The organism is Aestuariivivens insulae, from assembly GCF_022662195.1.
In the GTDB taxonomy this organism is placed as follows: Bacteria; Bacteroidota; Bacteroidia; order Flavobacteriales; family Flavobacteriaceae; genus Aestuariivivens; species Aestuariivivens insulae.
This window is the reverse complement of sequence record NZ_JAKMCS010000003.1, coordinates 37,954-56,307: the sequence shown is the minus strand read 5'-3', so window position 1 is coordinate 56,307 and position 18,354 is coordinate 37,954. Positions and strand designations below refer to the sequence as shown.

Annotated in this window: 12 protein-coding genes and 1 tRNA gene; 9 read left to right on the top strand and 4 right to left on the bottom strand. The window is 38.5% G+C overall.

From position 1 onward, the window contains the following. Positions 1-61: 61 nt before the first annotated feature. A complete protein-coding gene (gene polA, locus MR062_RS04560; protein WP_242202904.1) occupies positions 62-2,941 on the bottom strand; it encodes a DNA polymerase I in 2,880 nt (959 codons plus the stop codon). 172 nt (positions 2,942-3,113) lie between these two features. Between polA and MR062_RS04555 the strand changes: the two genes are divergently transcribed. The 4 genes from MR062_RS04555 (at position 3,114) to MR062_RS04540 (ending at position 6,707) form a co-directional block, all read left to right on the top strand. Continuing rightward, entirely contained in the window at positions 3,114-3,836 is a 723-nt protein-coding gene (locus MR062_RS04555; protein ID WP_242202903.1) for a copper homeostasis protein CutC, read from the top strand. Positions 3,837-4,001: 165 nt separating this feature from the next. Beyond that, positions 4,002-5,240, top strand: coding sequence for a metallophosphoesterase (locus tag MR062_RS04550; protein ID WP_242202902.1), 1,239 nt, complete (start codon positions 4,002-4,004; stop codon positions 5,238-5,240). Between the two features lie 407 nt (positions 5,241-5,647). Beyond that, positions 5,648-5,944, top strand: coding sequence for a thioredoxin family protein (locus MR062_RS04545; protein ID WP_242202901.1), 297 nt, complete (start codon positions 5,648-5,650; stop codon positions 5,942-5,944). A gap of 136 nt (positions 5,945-6,080) precedes the next feature. Beyond that, positions 6,081-6,707: a carbonic anhydrase gene (locus tag MR062_RS04540; RefSeq protein WP_242202900.1), complete on the top strand. Its 627-nt coding sequence runs from the start codon at positions 6,081-6,083 to the stop codon at positions 6,705-6,707. Between the two features lie 117 nt (positions 6,708-6,824). On the opposite strand, the gene MR062_RS04535 is transcribed toward MR062_RS04540, so the two are convergent. Together MR062_RS04535 and MR062_RS04530 are read right to left on the bottom strand one after the other, a co-directional pair. Beyond that, complete coding sequence (locus MR062_RS04535; protein WP_242202899.1) at positions 6,825-7,496, bottom strand: polysaccharide deacetylase family protein; 672 nt, start codon at positions 7,494-7,496, stop codon at positions 6,825-6,827. 3 nt (positions 7,497-7,499) lie between these two features. After that, the gene (locus MR062_RS04530; RefSeq protein WP_242202898.1) at positions 7,500-10,877 is read right to left on the bottom strand and encodes a glycosyltransferase family 117 protein; all 3,378 of its coding nucleotides are present in this window, start codon (positions 10,875-10,877) and stop codon (positions 7,500-7,502) included. A 151-nt stretch (positions 10,878-11,028) separates the two neighbouring features. Between MR062_RS04530 and MR062_RS04525 the strand changes: the two genes are divergently transcribed. The 4 genes from MR062_RS04525 to infB all read left to right on the top strand — a co-directional run bounded on the left by MR062_RS04525 (position 11,029) and on the right by infB (position 16,288). Beyond that, positions 11,029-11,101, top strand: a tRNA-Gln gene (locus MR062_RS04525). Positions 11,102-11,765: 664 nt separating this feature from the next. Next, positions 11,766-12,227: a ribosome assembly cofactor RimP gene (gene rimP, locus MR062_RS04520; RefSeq protein ID WP_242202897.1), complete on the top strand. Its 462-nt coding sequence runs from the start codon at positions 11,766-11,768 to the stop codon at positions 12,225-12,227. Between the two features lie 14 nt (positions 12,228-12,241). Then, positions 12,242-13,474: a transcription termination factor NusA gene (gene nusA / locus MR062_RS04515; RefSeq protein ID WP_242202896.1), complete on the top strand. Its 1,233-nt coding sequence runs from the start codon at positions 12,242-12,244 to the stop codon at positions 13,472-13,474. A gap of 63 nt (positions 13,475-13,537) precedes the next feature. Continuing rightward, positions 13,538-16,288: a translation initiation factor IF-2 gene (gene infB / locus MR062_RS04510; RefSeq protein WP_242202895.1), complete on the top strand. Its 2,751-nt coding sequence runs from the start codon at positions 13,538-13,540 to the stop codon at positions 16,286-16,288. A gap of 112 nt (positions 16,289-16,400) precedes the next feature. Here infB and MR062_RS04505 read toward each other — a convergent pair whose 3' ends face one another. After that, entirely contained in the window at positions 16,401-16,790 is a 390-nt protein-coding gene (locus MR062_RS04505) for an SPOR domain-containing protein (protein ID WP_242202894.1), read from the bottom strand. Positions 16,791-17,005: 215 nt separating this feature from the next. Between MR062_RS04505 and MR062_RS04500 the strand changes: the two genes are divergently transcribed. Beyond that, positions 17,006-18,301, top strand: coding sequence for a cytochrome c3 family protein (locus tag MR062_RS04500; protein ID WP_242202893.1), 1,296 nt, complete (start codon positions 17,006-17,008; stop codon positions 18,299-18,301). Positions 18,302-18,354 lie beyond the last annotated feature (53 nt).

Here is an 18,354-nt window from a genome sequence, read left to right as displayed (position 1 = left end):
TTTTTTCGTTGGTTAAGTATCCAAATTATAAGTATTGCAATTCCTGTAATAATTAAATTTTTTAATGCGCCTCCAACCAATCATGACCAATACCTAAATCCACATCTAGTGGAACTTCCAACTTGTAGGCTTGCTCCATTTCTGTTTTCACCAGGGTTTTAATGGCGTCCAGTTCTGGTTTGTACACATCAAACACCAGTTCGTCATGCACTTGTAACAGCATTTTGGTTTTATACTCACCTTCCTGTAGCTTGTTGTAAATATTAATCATGGCCAATTTAATAATATCGGCGGCACTACCTTGTATGGGGGCGTTTACGGCGTTGCGTTCGGCGGCACCACGTACCACAGCATTACGCGAATTAATATCCTTTAAATAGCGCCTGCGTCCCAAAACGGTCTGTACATAACCATGGTCGCGGGCAAAATCTACTTGGGTACTTATATAGCTTTTTAGCTTGGGATATGTAGCATAATAGGTGTCAATAAGCTCCTTGGCCTCACTGCGGGTAAGGCTGGTTTGGTTGCTTAATCCAAAGGCCGATACGCCATAGATAATCCCAAAGTTTACCGTTTTGGCATTACTACGTTGCTCTCTTGTTACTTCGGCAAGGGGAACGTTAAATACTTTTGAAGCGGTCGATGCGTGGATATCCTCACCTTGTTTAAAAGCATTTATCATGGTTTCTTCTTGGCTTAAGGCGGCTATGATACGTAGTTCTATCTGGCTGTAATCGGCAGCCAAAAGCGTGTACTCATCGCTTCGCGGAATAAAGGCCTTGCGCACTTGTCGCCCGCGTTCGGTGCGAATGGGAATATTTTGAAGGTTAGGGTTATTGCTGCTCAACCGACCCGTAGCGGCTACGGTTTGCATATAATCGGTATGTACATGGCCCGTAGAGGCTTCTACCTGGTTGGGGAGTGCATCAACATAGGTGCTCTTTAATTTGGAGAGCCCCCTAAAGTCCAGTATATCCTGTATAATTTTATGGTCCTTTGCTAAATAACTCAATACATCTTCGGCTGTTGAATATTGTCCCGTTTTGGTCTTTTTGGGCTTGTCTACCAATTTAAGTTTATCAAATAAAATTTCGCCCAATTGTTTAGGGGATGCTATATTAAATTCCTCGCCAGCTTCAGTATAAATTTTGGTTTCTAAGTCTTTAATGTCTTTGTTCAATTGTTCCGAAAGGGAGTTTAAAAAGGCTTTATCTAAATTAATACCTTCCAATTCCATGGCGGCCAAGACACGCAGTAAGGGGATTTCAATCTCGTCGAATAGCTTTTGGGTATTGGCTTCGCCCAATTCGTTTTCAAAATGGGTTTTAAGCTGTAGGGTGATATCGGCATCTTCGACCGCATATTCGGTTTGCTTGTCTATAGTAACCTCGCGCATAGACAATTGGTTTTTGCCTTTTTTTCCAATAAGGGTCTCTATGGAAATGGGGCTGTAGTTTAAATACGTTTCGGCCAAAACGTCCATGTTATGGCGCATATCTGGATTAATTAAATAATGGGCCAACATGGTGTCGAACAATTTGCCTTTAACCGTAACATTATATTTTGCCAGAACCTTGATGTCGTATTTTAAATTCTGGCCTATTTTTTCAATAGCCTCGCTTTCAAAAAACGGACGTAATTGTTCGATGAGCTGCTGGGCTTCTTCCTTGTTGTCTGGAAATGGAATGTAATAGCCCTTACCTGCTTCCCATGAAAAAGCAATACCAACTAATTCGGCAGTAATAGGGTTGATGCCTGTAGTTTCGGTGTCGAAACATACGCTGTTTTGCAGCATTAATTTTTTTAGAAATAATTCCAATGCCTTTTTGGAAGTAATGCTTTGGTAAAAGTGAGAGGTAGTTTCGGTAGTTTGTCTGGTGTGTGCTGAAGTGTTCTGCCCTAAATTTTGATTTTGGCCATTAGAATCTGAAGGATCGCCAAATAGCGAAAATTGTCCCGCACCCGCAGAAGTAGACTTTGAAGCTTTTGGTTGTTCTGCTGTTAAAGTCGAATTTGAATTTTGGCGACTAAGGTTACTGGAAGCCTCATTGTTTTCAGAAGCAAAGGTCTTAAGGAAGTTTTCGGTTAAACGCCTAAATTCCAATTCCTGAAAAATCTGTTTTACGGCCTCGATATCGGGGTGCTCCATTTCAAAATCCTTGGCATCGAACGTTACGGGCACATCCAACATAATACGGGCCAATTTTTTGGAAAGCAAACCCAATTCTGCATTGGCTTCAATTTTCTCTTTCATTTTGCCTTTAAGCTCGTGGGTATTGGCCAAAAGATTTTCCATACTGCCATAGGCCTGAATGAATTTCTTGGCCGTTTTTTCGCCCACGCCCGGTAGCCCAGGAATATTGTCGGACGAGTCGCCCATCATTCCTAAAAAATCAATCACCTGTTCGGGGTGCTCTACTTCAAACTTTTTTTGTACTTCGGGTATGCCCCAAATCTCATAACCACCACCAAACGATTTTGGGCGGTACATAAATATATGTTCTGAAACCAATTGCGCAAAATCTTTGTCTGGAGTAACCATAAAGGTTTGGTAGCCTTCCTTTTCAGCTTGTTTGGAAAGGGTTCCTATAACATCGTCGGCCTCATAGCCTTCCTTTACCATAATGGGGATGTGCATGGCCTTTAATATTTCTTGAATGTAAGGGACGGCAACTTTTATGGCTTCGGGTGTTTCATCCCGGTTGGCTTTATAAGCTTCGAACATTTCTACACGGTCGGCACTGCCGCCTTTGTCAAAACATACTGCTAAATGGTCTGGTCGCTCCCGTTTTATCACATCTAATAACGAGTTCATAAAGCCCATAATGGCAGAGGTGTCTATACCTTTGGAATTAATTCTCGGGTTTTTTATAAAAGCATAATAACCGCGGAAAATTAAGGCGTAGGCATCGACTAAAAAAAGGCGTTTTTTATCAGACATGGTGTTCTAAGGATTTTAAATTGAAACAGACTGTCTCTTCATGCACAGTAAAGATAGTTCTTGATTGCGCTTGAACAGACAAGACAACCAAAACTACAAAAACTATTTTTGATTTGTGGTTTATAATTCGGAATTTGGCATTCTAAATTTAGAACCAAAAAGTATAAGCATTATGATTCTTGAAGTTTGTGCCAACTCATACCAATCGGCTATGAATGCCCAACAAGCTGGAGCACATCGTATTGAACTGTGTTCAGAATTGGCTGTAGGAGGTATAACTCCGTCTTATGGACTTATTAAGCAGGTAACAGAAGCATTGTCGATTCCTGTATTTATTTTAGTTAGGCCCAGAAGTGGTAACTTCACTTATACGAATGAAGAATTCGATATTATAAAGCAAGATATCCAAATCTGTAAAGACTTAGGTTGTGCCGGTATTGTTTCTGGGGTATTACATGACGATAATACTGTTGATGTGGAGCGAACCCAAGCCCTGGTAGAACTCTCTAGGCCTTTGCCATTTACCTTTCATCGTGCTTTCGACTGGGTGCCAAACCCTGCAAAGGCTTTGCGGCAATTAAAGGATATGGGGGTAAATCGAATCTTGACATCAGGACAAGAGGCTTCGGCCGAAAAGGGGGTTGCTCTACTTTCAACATTAAAGGAACAGGCAAATGGTGCGATAGGGATACTTCCTGGTGGGGGAATAAAACCGAGTAATGCAATGCTATTTAAACAAGCCGATTTTTCCGAAATTCATGTTTCAGCTTCAAAAATAGAAGTGGTTAACGAATACCCCTCTGTACCCATGAACAGCGATAAATTCTTTGATGAAACCATAAGGTCTTATTCATGTAAAGAAACCATTGAGGATATTTTAAGGGGTATTGCTTAAAATAGAAGGGAAAGTTTAACCGCTAAAGTTGTAGCGCTAAGACTTTTTGCTATGAGCACTCTTACAGTTTCTAGTTTCTCTACACAAAATCTTAAGGTATCGTTAAAATGAGGTAGCCACTAAACTACTGTGTTTAAATGCTGTATCTTTGACTTAAAAAAGAGTATGCTGCGTTGGGCTGTTTTTATAATCATTTTTAGTATTATCGATATTTATGCTTACCAAGCGTTTCGAACGGTAAGTAAAAACCAATGGCTAAACATTCTGTATTGGGTGATTACGGTGTTTGTAATTGGTAACTTTGTTTTGCATTATTATGGCTTTAATAGAAGGGATGGCTTTACGCATAGCCATGCTTATGCCTTTGGATTCTTTATAGCTATTTTAATTCCGAAAATGGTGTTGCTTATAGTGATGCTTGGAGAGGATGTTTGTAGGGTGCCTTTAGCAATCTACCGCTATTTTACCGAAGGAGAAACAGCCAAAGGGAATTATTTTCCTTCCCGTCGCCAGTTTATTAGCCGTATCGCTTTAGGGCTAGCCGCAGTGCCGTTTGCTTCTATATTGTATGGTATATATAGGGGCAAGTACAATTATAAAGTGTTGAATTATACGCTTCATTTTGAAGATTTGCCCGAGGCCTTCGATGGGTACCGCATAACCCAAATTAGTGACATCCATTCTGGGAGTTTCGATAATATCGAAAAGGTGAAGTATGGTGTCGATTTAATTAATGAGCAAGGCAGTGATGTGGTCTTGTTTACCGGCGATTTTGTAAATAACAAGTCTGATGAGTTATTGCCTTATATAGAGGTGTTCAGTAAGTTAAAAGCCAAGGACGGTTTGTTTTCGGTGTTGGGTAATCATGATTATGGTGATTATGTACGCTGGGAATCTGCCGATGCCAAAGCTAAAAATTTAGAAGACCTAAAAAAGCTGCAAAAGCGTATTGGCTTTGATTTGTTGTTGAATGAAAGCAGGTATTTGGAAAAGGACGGCCAACGGTTAGCCTTAATAGGTGTTGAAAACTGGGGTGCTGGAGGCTTTAAAAAAGCAGGTGATTTAAAAAAGGCTTCCCAACATATCGATAAAGATGACTTTAAAATATTGATGAGCCACGATCCATCGCATTGGGACCAACAGGTCGTTAAAGACGATTACCATTACCATCTCACCCTAAGCGGTCATACCCACGGTATGCAGTTTGGTATTGAAATACCTGGTTGGTTTAAATGGAGCCCCGTAAAGTGGCGGTATAAACATTGGGCTGGTATTTATAATGATACAATGGGGCAATACATTAATGTAAACAGAGGATTTGGTTATTTGGCTTTTCCTGGACGTGTTGGAATTTGGCCGGAAATTACGGTTATAGAACTTAAAAAGGGCGTAGCCAATGCTTAGTTGAAAAGATTGATTAGCATTGAAGGGAGATTGGTAAGATTGTAAAGAACCAAGAATCAATTACCAATACCTCAATAGCCCAAGAGTCAAGAGCCAAGAATTAGGGACAAAGTATTAAGAGGCTTTACCCTCTGTCGTTAACCTTTAATCATTATTCGATAATCATCAACCTTCTAATCTCCAACTTCTAGCATTCTAAAAAGTTATGGTCTATGGAAAGAGGCTTGCCATTTAGCTTAAAAATCTGGAAATGTTATATTTGTTGTGTGCCCTGTTGTGTGTGTGGCTAAATTTCTTAAATTTAGACTTAAATATTAGGTTTTACGCACTTATATGGCCCAAAACAGTATTATATTAAAAAAATACGTAGGTTTGTATAAGTACATTTGACTATTAAACACATACTTATGTCAAAATTTGGTGAACTAATTGATGTGGAGGTTCCAGTGTTATTGGACTTTTACACCGAATGGAACGAACAGTCCACTACGATGCACGCAGTACTAAGAGATGTGGCTGCTGCTCTGGGCGATAAAGCCAAAGTAATTAAAATTGATGTCGAAAAAAACGAAGAACTCGCCGAAGCCCTTCGTGTGAAAGGGTTACCTACACTAATTATTTACAAAGATGGGGAAATGAAATGGCGCCAAAGTGGCGAGCAGGATGCCAATACCTTGATAGGTATTATTCAGCAATATGTTTAAAACCTTTAGGTGAAGCATTACCCAAAGATAATCTAAGAAAGAAATAGTTTTACAAGAGTGATTGGGGCTTATTATGGGCGAACCAATAGAAAGTGAAACCAGTTATTAATTGAGTTTACCGTAACGGACAATACAAATGGACATTAAATACATTTTCGATAGAAACAAAGCGTGGGTTCAAAATAAATTAAGTACAGATTCAAATTACTTTAGCGACTTGTCAAAAGGACAAAATCCAGACATTTTATATATAGGTTGTTCCGATAGTAGGGTAACGGCCGAAGAATTAATGGGGGTTGCTCCAGGAGAAGTATTTGTGCATCGAAATATTGCGAATATGGTACCTAATACCGACTTGAGTGCCATGTCTGTAATAGATTATGCTGTGCTGCATCTTAAGGTAAAGCATGTTGTGGTGTGCGGACATTATTTTTGTGGTGGGGTAAAGGCAGCGATGCGGTCGCAGGATTTGGGAATACTTAACCCTTGGTTAAGGAATATTAGGGATGTATATAGGACCCATAGGGAAGAGTTGAATGCTATTAATGACGAAGAGGAGCGCTATAAAAGGCTAGTTGAATTGAACGTACAGGAACAGTGTATTAATGTGGTGAAGACAGCAGAAGTGCAAAGGGCATTTCGCGGCAGGGGAATTACAGTTCATGGTTGGGTTTTTGATATCCACTCGGGTAAGCTAATTGATTTAAAGATTGACTTTTCTAAAATCATGGATGAGGTAAGGGAAATTTACCGTCTTGAATAATTTATCGATACACTACAAATTTCATCTTTGGCTTAAAGAGATTGATGGGATTGAAACGGCAAACTGGAGTTTGGAGGCTGGAAGTTGAAGGTTGGGAGTTTGGGGCCAGGAAAGGGGTTAGTCAATGGCCTTAAATACATATCCTTTTTTACTAAAATGTTCCAACACCTTAGGTAAGGCATATTGCATGTTTTGGGCGGCCTTAATGCTATCGTGAAAAACAATAATGCTGCCATTGGTAGCTTTAGAAATAACGTTGTTTAAACAGTCTTCTTTTGAAATGGTCTTATCCCAATCGAAGGATAAAACATCCCACATTACAATCTTATAGCCCAAACCCAGTAAAGCTTTACTTTGTATGGGTTTTATTTTGCCATAAGGCGGACGAAATAGATTGACGGTTTTAGGCGTATTATTTCCAGTTCCTAACCTTGGATCTTGAACTTGGGTTTTCAAAGCCCTTTCACATAATTCAATATTGCTTAAGTAATCTTTGGTTTTAGTGTTCCACCCCTTAAGGTGGTTATGGGTATGGTTGCCTATGCTATGACCTGCTTTTAAAATAGACTGAAAAATTTTGGGATGCTTTTCTATATTGGCACCAATGCAAAAGAAAGTGGCCTTGGCCTCATACCTATCTAATGTTTTTAGGACCCACTCCGTAATTCCAGGTGTAGGGCCATCGTCGAAGGTAAGATACAAGGTTTTACTTGTGGTAGGGATGTCCCAAATATAATTAGGGAACATCCTTTTTACTACAAGAGGTGTTTTTACTGGTGTTAACCCCATATTTTATTCTGTTGAATCTATAATAGGTACACTATCTGTTGGGAAATCTTTATCTGTTATTGGTTCTTCCGGTGCTTCGCCTCCTAAGAAATGATCAAACAGTTTTAAATGATTATTGAAAATATCACCTTCTGTGTCAGCAAATTCAGGATCGTGTTTTACCAAGACATCTAAAAGGCCTTTATAGCGTTGTATGTCGGTATAAATGTCTTCAAATAAACGTTCTTGGTTTTCAACTTTTAAGTTGCTGTAGTAGGTCAAGTTTTCTTGATATTTTTTAGCCACATCCTTGAATAATTGACGGGCCTTGTCTTTGTTGCCTACTTCATAATAGGCATTAATATAAGGCTCTAAAAGGGTGTAATAGCCAAAATAAGCTACCGGCATGTTTTTCATGGCTATGTCTGCTATTTCTTCGGCTTTATCCAATTTGTTTTCATTGAGGAGTTGCTCTATCAATCGAGCTAAATTACTACGATAGGTAATTGAATTTTTACGGGTTTCGGGATCGTGGTATATGTCTGGACTGCCACTATTGCCCCAATCCCAATGTATTACCTTTTCATACATTAAGTCACTATCTACGCGTCCCATATCAAACGGATTGGCACGATCTATAGGGGTGTGTATAGGCACCAATTTGTAGCACATGCCATCTAATTGTAAATAGTCTTTCATCCAGATGTAATCGTCGTCACCAAAAGCACCGCCAGTAAAATAAATTGGACGTTTCCAATCGTTATTAGCCACTATGTCCAACATGAGCAGCCTGTTTTTATAAAGTGCACCACCGCTTAATTTAAGATAAATGGTGTCTACCATTTTGTTGGCATCTTTCTGCATTACAATGCCATACTTTAAAGCATTGGCTTTGTTTACTGGTAATTTTAAAAATGAGGTAGGTAAATAGTTGGCATTTAAATCTTGTTTCCGGTATTGTGAGAGATCAATACCTTCTTGTTGTAACAAATACCTGTACTTGGTTCTTGTATTGTCACTTGCCACAAAATTTAATGCTTTTTTTATGTCTAGGGTGTCTTTAACAACATCTTCAATCATTACAACATCGTTGGTGCCCCATTGGTAATTTTTATGTTCTAATTGTGATGGTATTGGATCACTTTCGTATGCTTTGCGCTTCATTTGGTCTATATACCAGTCGGTTTGGAATAGGCTGGTGTTTACCACGCGTACATCGGTTCTATAGCCTTCAATTTCTTGAGCATACCACAGGGCAAACGTGTCATTATCGCCAATGGTAAATAAAATGGCGTTCTCGGCACAGGAATCCAGGTATTTTTTGGCCATGGCCCTGGCGGTATATTTTTCAGACCGATCGTGGTCGTCCCAGTTGTTGGCCACTAAAATGCCAGGTACTAATACTAAGCATACAACTGTAATTATAGGGGCGGCCATTTTTTGGGGAATATGCTTTTTTAATGCGTCATAAATAGCAAATACACCAAACCCAATCCAGAGCGCAAACACATAAAACGAACCAACTACCGAATAATCCCGTTCGCGAGGTTCAAATGGGCGGACGTTAGTATAAAACTGTATGGCCAATCCTGTAAATAGGAAGAAAACCAGCATGACCCAAAACAGTTTTTTGTCCTTATTGAATAGGAAGAAAAAACCAATAAGCCCTAAGATAAGGGGTAAAAAGTAATAAGTGTTTCTAGCTTTGTTATCTTTTACATCACTGGGGAGGTTCTCTTGCGACAATCCCAAATGCCATTCGTCTATAGGTTTAATCCCGCTTATCCAATTACCATGGTTGTCGTAGCGCCCTTGAACATCGTCTTGTCGCCCTACAAAGTTCCACATAAAATAACGCCAGTACATGTAGCCCAATTGGTATTCCAACATGTAGGCTATGTTGCTGCCCAAAGAGGGTTTTTCAATATCTAATAAACTTTTTTCCTTTTTGAGGAAATTGTTATAATCTTCATAGTCTACTTGGCCTTGTGCTATTTGATTTTTAAAATCATTGATTTGGGATTTATATTCTATAACTTGGTTTAATGCAAAATTGTTGGCTTCTTCTTCGCTTGCACCAGCATTTCTAGCCATATTGTAGTACCTGTTTTGTACACTAAGCGTATTTACTTTAAAATCTAAAAAGCCAGAGAACATCATGTAATTTTCGGCATGTTCTGGACTCCACATACGCGGTAAAATGGCAGCATGCTTTGAGTTGTAGTTTTGCTTTGCGTTTTTATAGTCATTTACGATAACATACTCGCCTTTGGCTTCGTCTTTTTCGTATTTAGGCTTATCGTCCACAAATGGATTTTTTTCATCTAAATACGCAAATTGGTCGGTAAACAATGGGCCATAAAACAAATGGGTTTCTGGGTATTGTTCTAGGTTATAATAAGCCAATAGCTCTCGAGCACTCGACGGATTATTTTCATTAATCACCACATTGGCATTGGCTCGAATAGGTAACATTAACCAGGTGGAAAACCCAATAATCACAAAGGTTAAACACAACACACCAGTGTTTAGGTGAATGTATTGTTTCTTTCTCGTGTATTTAAGGGCGTAGTGGATAATGGCAATCAATACAATGCCGGCAATAATGGATCCAGAGTTAAAAGGAAGTCCTATGGAGTTTACAAAAAACAGTTCCGAAGCACTAAAAAACTTAAGAATATTGGGTGCCAATAATTTAAAAATGAATAATAAGATGGCAATGGCCACGGCATTGGCAATAATAAAATTCTTTATGGTGATGGTTTTGTAATTTTTAAAATAATAAATCAACCCAATAGCAGGAATGGTTAATAATCCCATAAAATGAACACCAAAAGACAGGCCTATAATAAAGGCAATTAAAACGAGCCACCTGTTGCCTCTGGGCTTATCCATATCTTGTTCCCAACGTAGGGCTAGCCAAAATAATACAGACATAATCAAGGTAGCCATGGCATACACTTCGGTTTCTACAGCATTGAACCAAAACGAATCGGTGAAGGCAAAAGCCAAACTGCCAACTAAACCGCTCCCTATAATAGCTATACCTTTTTGTGGGCTTAAATCACTGTTATTAACAACCAGTTTTTTAAGTAATAAGGTAATGGTCCAAAACATGAATAGAATGGTAAAGGCACTAGCTACAGCGCTCATCATATTCAGCATCCAGCCAACAAGTTCGTTATTACCAAAAGTAAACAATGAGAAAAAGGCGCCTAACATTTGAAACAATGGAGCTCCTGGAGGGTGTCCCACCTGGAGTTTCGATGAGGTTAATATATATTCCCCTGCATCCCAAAAGCTTACTGTGGGTTCAACAGTAAGGCTGTAAGTTATAAGCGCTATTAAAAAAGAAAACCAGCCTAGGATAGTGTTCCATTTTTTAAAGTTGAAATGTGTCATAAATATCTGCGTTTTTTGGCATGGCGAATTTAACAATAAATATGCTATTACTGCTATTTTTAAGTAAACGTTAAGTTTTTACAATTATTTTTTCAAAAAAAATCTTGTGCAAATAAAACTTTGTGCTAAATTTGCACCCTCAAATAGGTATTGGCCTATGGTGTAACTGGCAACACGTCTGGTTTTGGTCCAGAAGAGTCTAGGTTCGAGCCCTAGTAGGCCAACAAAATTTTGATAAGCTCTTTACTTTATGGTAGGGAGCTTTTTCTTTTAAATAGCCTGTATGGCGAGAAGCCTGTCCCGAGCGTAGTCGAGGGGAGCCCTAGTAGGCCAACAAAATTTTGATAAGCTCTTTACTTTATGGTAAGGAGCTTTTTCTTTTAAATAGTCTGCATGGCGAGAAGCCTGTCCCGAGCGTAGTCGAGGGGAGCCCTAGTAGGCCAACAAAATTTTGATAAGCTCTTTACTTTATGGTAGGGAGCTTTTTCTTTTAAATAGCCTGTATGGCGAGAAGCCTGTCCCGAGCGAGTTTGCCCTGAGCACAGACGAAGAGAGGGGAGCCCTAGTAGGCCAACAAAATTTTGACAAGCTCTTTACTTTATGGTAGGGAGCTTTTTCTTTTTATAGAAGTTTGAAAGGGGAAAAGCTTCCGCTGAGCCAGTTTAACTAGACCGTAGACGAAGGAAAGGAAGTCTTGTAGGTATGGCCCTATCACATATCGAGGTATAAGTAGGTGTAGGTGAAAAGTCCAGTCTTACAAAAGGGCGGGATTTTTTTATTTCATTAGCAATCTGTATAATAATTAACTAAAAAGTTATATATTTGCAGCGTTGAAAGGAAAAAATTAAATATCGAGGGGACGGGAAGTCCCCTCTTTTTATACTAAAAATGTTTAATACCACTGTTGAAAGCTTATTGAATAAAGCCTTAGCCGAAAGGGACGATTTGTTCCTTATCGACTTTACCATTTCCAGCGATAATAAAATTAAAATTATCATTGATGGGGATACGGGCGTAAAAGTGGAAGATTGTATGTTTATAAGTCGTGCCATTGAGCATAATTTAGACCGGGAGGAACAAGACTTTTCTTTAGAGGTTATGTCGGCAGGTGCAACATCGCCTTTAGTAAACAAAAGACAGTATAAAAAACATATTAATAGGATATTGGGATTAAAGACTGCTACAGAAAAAATAGAAGGCACTTTAACCAATGCAACCGATGAAAATATTATATTAGAATGGAAAGTTAGAGAGCCTAAGCCGGTTGGTAAAGGTAAAGTAACTGTTAAGAAGCAAGCCAGTATTGCTTATGAAGATATTGTAGAAGCAAAAGTTATGATTAAATTTTAATTCAGTAAAGCGTTATGGAAAATGTTGCGTTAATTGAGTCTTTTTCAGAATTTAAAGACGATAAATTAATAGATCGTGTAACCTTAATGGCCATCTTGGAAGATGTTTTTAGAAGTGCCTTAAAAAAGAAATATGGCGACGATGATAATTTTGATATTATTGTAAACCCAGATAAAGGGGATTTGGAGATATGGAGAAATAGGGTGGTGGTTGCCGATGGTGAAGTAGAAGATCCAAACCAGGAAATATCGTTATCTGAAGCCCGTAAAATTGAACCAGATTTTGAAGTTGGGGAAGATGTGTCTGAAGAAGTGAAATTAATTGATTTAGGAAGACGTGCCATTCTAGCGTTACGTCAAAACCTAATCTCTAAAATTCACGAACATGATAATACTATAATCTATAAGCAATTTAAGGACTTAATTGGAGAAATTTATACGGCCGAAGTACATCATATTCGTCATAGGGCAGTTATTTTGTTGGATGATGAAGGCAATGAAATTGTGTTGCCAAAAGACAAACAAATTCCATCAGATTTCTTTAGAAAAGGGGATAATGTTAGGGGTGTTATTGAAAGTGTTGAGCTTAAAGGAGCAAAACCGGCTATTATCATGTCCAGAACCTCTCCAGCATTTTTGGAGAAATTGTTCGAGCAGGAAATCCCTGAGGTTTTCGACGGACTTATAACCATTAAAAATGTGGTAAGGATTCCAGGCGAAAAAGCAAAAGTAGCTGTAGATTCTTATGACGACAGAATAGATCCTGTAGGTGCCTGTGTTGGAATGAAAGGGTCTAGAATTCATGGCATAGTACGTGAATTGGGTAATGAAAACATCGATGTTATTAATTATACCAATAACCTTCAGCTTTTTATCACAAGGGCATTAAGTCCGGCACGCGTTACTTCAATAAAAATAGATGAAGAGAACAAACGTGCCGAAGTGATTTTAAAACCTGAAGAGGTAAGTAAAGCTATTGGTCGCGGTGGACATAACATTAGATTAGCTGGGCAGTTAACTGGTTACGAAATTGATGTCTTTAGGGAAGGTGCAGAAGAAGATGTTGAGTTAAGTGAATTCTCTGATGAAATCGATTCTTGGATTATTGAAGAATTCAGTAAGGCAGGTTTAGATACGGCTAAGAGCGTATTAGAGCAAGAAGTTGCAGATCTTGTAAAACGAACCGACCTGGAAGAAGAAACCATTAAAGAAGTTGTTAGAATTTTAAAAGAAGAATTTGAAGATTAAAAGCTGTTCAATGTATGATTGAAACAGTATTATAGATATATTTGAGTATTTTAAAGGCGATTTATGGCTGAAACAATTAGATTAAATAAAGTATTACGCGAACTTAATATTTCTTTGGACCGCGCAGTAGAATTTTTAGATTCTAAAGGCGTGGAAATAGAAAAGCGTCCCACAACAAAAATTTCTGAAGAAGTTTATCAAATTCTCTCTAATGAATTTGAAACAGATGCTAGTAAAAAAATAGCATCCTTAGAAGTTAGTGAGGCAAAACAAAAAGAAAAAGATTTATTGCGGGAGCAGCGTGAGCGTGAACTGGAAGAAAAGCAAAAAGAATTAGCCAAAAAAGAAGAAGTTGTAAAAGCAACTAAAACCCTTTCGGGACCTAAGACTGTTGGTAAAATAGATCTTAACCCTAAAAAAGAAGTAGCTAAAGAACCTGTTGCTAAGAAGGAAGAAGTTGTTGAGCCGCCTAAGGAAGAAGCACCTAAGGAAGAAGCTAAACCTACGCCTAAGCCAGAGCCTAAAAAAGAAGAGCCTGTTAAAGAAGCTAAGCCGGCACCTGTAAAAGAAAAGCAGGCTGAGAAACCTGAGAAACCAGCCGCAAAAGCAGCTCCAGTAGAAGGAGCGCCTATAACAGAAGAAAAGGTAGAAACAAAATACCAAAAGTTAACCGGGCCTAAAATAGCTGGAGATAAGATTGATTTATCCCAGTTTAATAAGCCAAAGAAGAAGAAAGAAGATAAAAAGGTCGACAAAGACGACTCCAAGAATAAAAAGAAACGTCGTCGTATTAGTAAAGTGGCTAGCCCTTCAGAAAACAGAGGAGCAGGACAAAGAGCTGATAGACCAGGTAGTAGGTTTAAAGGAAAACCAGGTCAGGGGCGTCGTAGTATTGTAAAAGAAGAGCCTAGTGAAGAAGATGTAAAAAAACAAGTGCGTGAAACACTTGAAAAACTTCAGGGTAAATCGGCAAAAGGTAAAGGTGCCAAATATAGAAGAGATAAAAGAGATCAACATAGAGAACAATCGCAACTCGATCAAGAACAACAAGCTGCAGAAAGTAAGATTCTTAAGGTTACCGAATTCGTAACTGCCAGCGAAGTAGCAACAATGATGGATGTTTCTGTTACCCAGATTATTTCGGCATGTATGTCTTTAGGTATGATGGTAACCATGAACCAACGATTGGATGCAGAAACCTTATCTATAGTAGCAGAGGAATTTGGTTATAAAGTAGAGTTTGTTACTGCAGATATCGAAGAAGCTATTGAAGAGGTAGAAGATAAACCAGAAGATTTAGAGGCAAGAGCGCCTATTGTAACCGTAATGGGTCACGTAGACCACGGTAAAACGTCTCTTTTGGATTACATACGTGAAGAAAATGTAATTGCTGGGGAATCTGGTGGTATTACACAGCATATAGGTGCTTATGGTGTACAACTGTCTGATGGTCAGAAAATAGCATTTTTAGATACTCCAGGTCACGAAGCGTTTACCGCAATGCGTGCCCGTGGAGCTCAGGTAACCGATTTAGCTATTATAGTAGTTGCTGCCGATGACGATATTATGCCACAAACCAAAGAGGCTATTTCTCATGCGCAAGCAGCAGGCGTGCCTATTGTATTTGCTATAAATAAAATTGATAAGCCAGATGCTAATCCAGATAGGATTAAAGAAGGTTTGGCCAATATGAATTTGTTGGTGGAAGATTGGGGTGGTAAAATCCAATCGCATGATATTTCAGCCAAAATGGGAACTGGAGTGAAGGAGCTTTTAGAGAAAGTATTGCTTGAAGCTGAATTATTAGAATTGAAAGCCAACCCAAATAAACCAGCAATAGGAACTGTAGTAGAAGCTTATTTAGACAAAGGTCGTGGGTATGTATCTACTATATTAGTACAGGCAGGAACCCTAAGTGTTGGTGATTATGTATTGGCAGGTCAGCATAGTGGTAAGGTAAAAGCAATGCACGACGAACGTGGTAATAATGTAAAAGAAGCTGGGCCATCTACGCCAGTGTCCATATTAGGATTGGACGGTGCGCCACAAGCAGGTGACAAGTTTAATGTATTTGAGGATGAACGCGAAGCGAAGCAAATAGCGACCAAACGTGCCCAGTTACAACGTGAACAATCTGTAAGGACACAACGTCATATTACCTTAGATGAAATAGGCCGTCGTATAGCTTTAGGAGATTTCCAAGAGTTGAACATTATCCTTAAAGGTGATGTGGATGGTTCTGTAGAAGCACTAACCGATTCGTTCCAAAAATTATCAACAGAAGAAATTCAGGTAAACATCTTGCATAAGGGTGTAGGAGCCATAACCGAAAGTGATGTGTTGTTAGCTTCGGCATCAGATGCTATTATAGTTGGGTTTAACGTGCGACCTGTGGGTAATGCCAGAAGTCTGGCCGATAAGGAAGAAATAGATATTAGAACCTATTCTATTATTTATGATGCCATAAACGATCTTAAGGATGCGATGGAAGGCATGTTGTCTCCAGAACTTAAAGAGGAAATTACCGGTACAGCCGAAATAAGGGAAACCTTCAAGATTTCTAAAATCGGAACCATTGCTGGATGTATGGTTACCAATGGTAAGATATATAGAAGTTCTAGTATCCGATTAATTAGAGATGGTGTCGTGGTATTTACGGGTGAATTATCTTCGTTGAAACGTTTCAAGGACGATGTTAAGGAAGTGAGCAAAGGCTACGATTGTGGTATGCAGGTTAAAAACTACAACGATATTAAAGAAGGTGATATTATTGAAGCCTTCCAGCAAGTTGAGGTTAAGAAGAAGTTGAAATAAACAGAAATATTCAATTATAGAATAATAAAAAAGTGACCTAATGGTCACTTTTTTGCTTTCTAATAGTTGTTGAATATCTAGTGATAATTCAATAGCTAATGTAATGGCTACATTAATTTTTTGCCTTGGGCTTAAATATAAAAGCACTTGGGAATTCCTGTTTAATTTGCTTTAAGGCCCTATCTGCTTCTAAGCGTGTTTTAAAGTTTCCCGCCCAAATTTTGAAGTTAGGTGGCTCGTAGATGTCGGTTGGATTCCAATCGGTAAAAGCCTCTTTAAATTCTTTTTGGGCCTTTTGAGCACCATTTCTGTCTCCAGAATAGATTTGAATTTTGTAATAATCATCACTGTTTTTATTCATTTCTTTCTTTAATTCCAATAAAGAATTAATAGTACGGTCTTGGTTTAATACCACCTGTCCCTGTTGGGCATTAGTGTAATTAATTGTAATAAAGCAAGTTATTGCTATAAGTAGTGTGGGCTTGAACAGTGATGATTTCATGTGATGGAATTATTTATACAAATGTATACGATATTAACGTAAATGTAGACTTTTTTGTTATTTAGAATTTTTCTAAATTAACAATTAACAGTTCTGTAACATTTCTAAAATCGACTTTAAATATTACTTTTGCGACAGATTTTTTGAAGTGTGTTTTTTTTGTTCTATTAATGAAAAAATCATACCAAAGTAAAGAAGTTAATTTAACCAAAAATATGATACAGGTAAATTACCGTAAATTAAGCGACAGCTTACTTCGTTTTGGCTTTATTGTTTTATTAGCATTTGCAACAACCCTTTCTGCACAAGAAGGCGATCCTGCAAAAGGAAAATCCTTGTTTAATACAAACTGTGCCGCTTGTCATAATCTTGATAAAGATATGACTGGGCCTAAATTACGCCATATTGAACAGCGTTTGGCAGATGAGCAAGGTTTGGATAAGGAATGGATCTATGCTTGGGTGCGTAATAGTTCTGCACTTATTAAGTCTGGAGACGCGTATGCCAACGATGTGTTTAATAGGTATAACAAGACGGCAATGACTGCGTTTCCACAGTTGTCTGATGATGATTTGAATAATATTTTGGCCTATACGGCTCAGGAAAAAGCAGCACCACCAACACCTGCGCCAGGAACAGAAACGGCTGGACAAACAGCGACAACATCTGGAGGGGTTTCCAATGAAATAATCTTAGGGGCCTTAGCCATACTATTTGTGCTATTGGCTTTGGGCTTGTATTTGGTGAATAAGACCTTGCGTCGTTTTGCTGAAGCCCAAGATATAGCATTGCCAGAAGAAACTAAAAGAACGCCGCTTTGGAAAGCTTTTGTGCAAAACCAATTTTTAATGTTGGTGTTGGCCATATTCTTTTTGTTAACCAGTGCTTATTATGTGTATGGCTATTTAATGCAGGTAGGTGTCGATCAAGGTTATCAACCAGTGCAACCAATACATTTTTCACATAAAATCCACGCAGGCGATAATGGTATCGATTGTAAATACTGTCACTCTTCGGCTCGTGTTAGTAAAACATCTGGTATTCCATCATTAAATGTTTGTATGAACTGTCACAAATCCATTTACGAATATAATGGAGAGACTTCAGTAGAGCATACCAAAGAGTTTTACGATGGTGAGATACAAAAACTATATGCTGCTGCAGGATGGAGTGATGCAGACCAGAAATATACAGGAGAGTCACAACCGGTAAAATGGGTGCGTATCCATAATCTGCCAGACTTTGTATATTTTAACCACTCACAACACGTTTCGGTAGCTGGTGTAGAATGTCAGACTTGTCATGGCCCAGTTGAAACTATGGAAGTATTATATCAGCATGCGCCATTAACAATGGGGTGGTGTGTAAACTGTCATAGAGAAACAAATGTGAAGGTGAAAGACAACGCTTATTACGAAAAGATTCACGAAGAACTTTCTAAGAAGTATGGTGTAGAGAATTTAACAGCTGCTCAAATGGGTGGTCTGGAATGTGGTAAGTGTCACTATTAATAACAAATAGATTGTCACACTGAGCGTAGTCGAAGTGTTAAAAATTAATTAAG

Bases quoted from the DNA above. Each gene is read 5' to 3' on its own strand.
- polA (WP_242202904.1), bottom strand. From the start codon at position 2,941: ATGTCTGATAAAAAACGCCTTTTTTTAGTCGATGCCTACGCCTTAATT.
- MR062_RS04505 (WP_242202894.1), bottom strand. From the start codon at position 16,790: ATGAAATCATCACTGTTCAAGCCCACACTACTTATAGCAATAACTTGC.
- MR062_RS04530 (WP_242202898.1), bottom strand. From the start codon at position 10,877: ATGACACATTTCAACTTTAAAAAATGGAACACTATCCTAGGCTGGTTT.
- MR062_RS04540 (WP_242202900.1), top strand. From the start codon at position 6,081: ATGGACATTAAATACATTTTCGATAGAAACAAAGCGTGGGTTCAAAAT.
- MR062_RS04500 (WP_242202893.1), top strand. From the start codon at position 17,006: ATGATACAGGTAAATTACCGTAAATTAAGCGACAGCTTACTTCGTTTT.
- MR062_RS04535 (WP_242202899.1), bottom strand. From the start codon at position 7,496: ATGGGGTTAACACCAGTAAAAACACCTCTTGTAGTAAAAAGGATGTTC.
- infB (WP_242202895.1), top strand. From the start codon at position 13,538: ATGGCTGAAACAATTAGATTAAATAAAGTATTACGCGAACTTAATATT.
- MR062_RS04555 (WP_242202903.1), top strand. From the start codon at position 3,114: ATGATTCTTGAAGTTTGTGCCAACTCATACCAATCGGCTATGAATGCC.
- nusA (WP_242202896.1), top strand. From the start codon at position 12,242: ATGGAAAATGTTGCGTTAATTGAGTCTTTTTCAGAATTTAAAGACGAT.
- MR062_RS04545 (WP_242202901.1), top strand. From the start codon at position 5,648: ATGTCAAAATTTGGTGAACTAATTGATGTGGAGGTTCCAGTGTTATTG.
- MR062_RS04550 (WP_242202902.1), top strand. From the start codon at position 4,002: ATGCTGCGTTGGGCTGTTTTTATAATCATTTTTAGTATTATCGATATT.
- rimP (WP_242202897.1), top strand. From the start codon at position 11,766: ATGTTTAATACCACTGTTGAAAGCTTATTGAATAAAGCCTTAGCCGAA.